Origin of the sequence: Streptomyces novaecaesareae, from assembly GCF_000716875.1 — a bacterium.
Lineage (GTDB): Bacteria > Actinomycetota > Actinomycetes > Streptomycetales > Streptomycetaceae > Kitasatospora > Kitasatospora novaecaesareae.
The window spans coordinates 1-321 of the sequence record NZ_JNWQ01000241.1; the positions used below are offsets into that span (position 1 = coordinate 1).

The following is a 321-nucleotide window of genomic DNA, read 5'->3' on the forward strand; positions in this document are numbered from 1 at the left end:
GAGCGTGACCACGACCCACGTGAAGCGGGCGTTCAAGTACCGCTTCTACCCGACGGATGCGCAGGCGGCTGAGCTGTCGCGCACGTTCGGGTGTGTGCGGAAGGTCTACAACCTGGCGCTGGCGGCCCGCACCGAGGCGTGGACGCTGCGCCGGGAGCGGGTCAACTACAACGCCACATCCGCGATGCTGACCGGGTGGAAGAAGACCGGGGAACTGGCCTACCTTTGCGAAGTCTCCAGTGTCCCGTTGCAGCAGACGCTTCGGCACTTGCAAGGGGCGTTCGCCAACTTCTGGACCAGGCGGGCGAAGTACCCGACGTT

General features: G+C 65.4%; 1 protein-coding gene. It reads left to right on the forward strand.

The window, feature by feature from the left end; all coding sequences use genetic code 11:
• Window positions 1-4: 4 nt before the first annotated feature.
• Window positions 5-321: helix-turn-helix domain-containing protein (locus OP86_RS32680; RefSeq protein WP_033334550.1), on the forward strand; the 317-nt coding region annotated here is incomplete at its 3' end.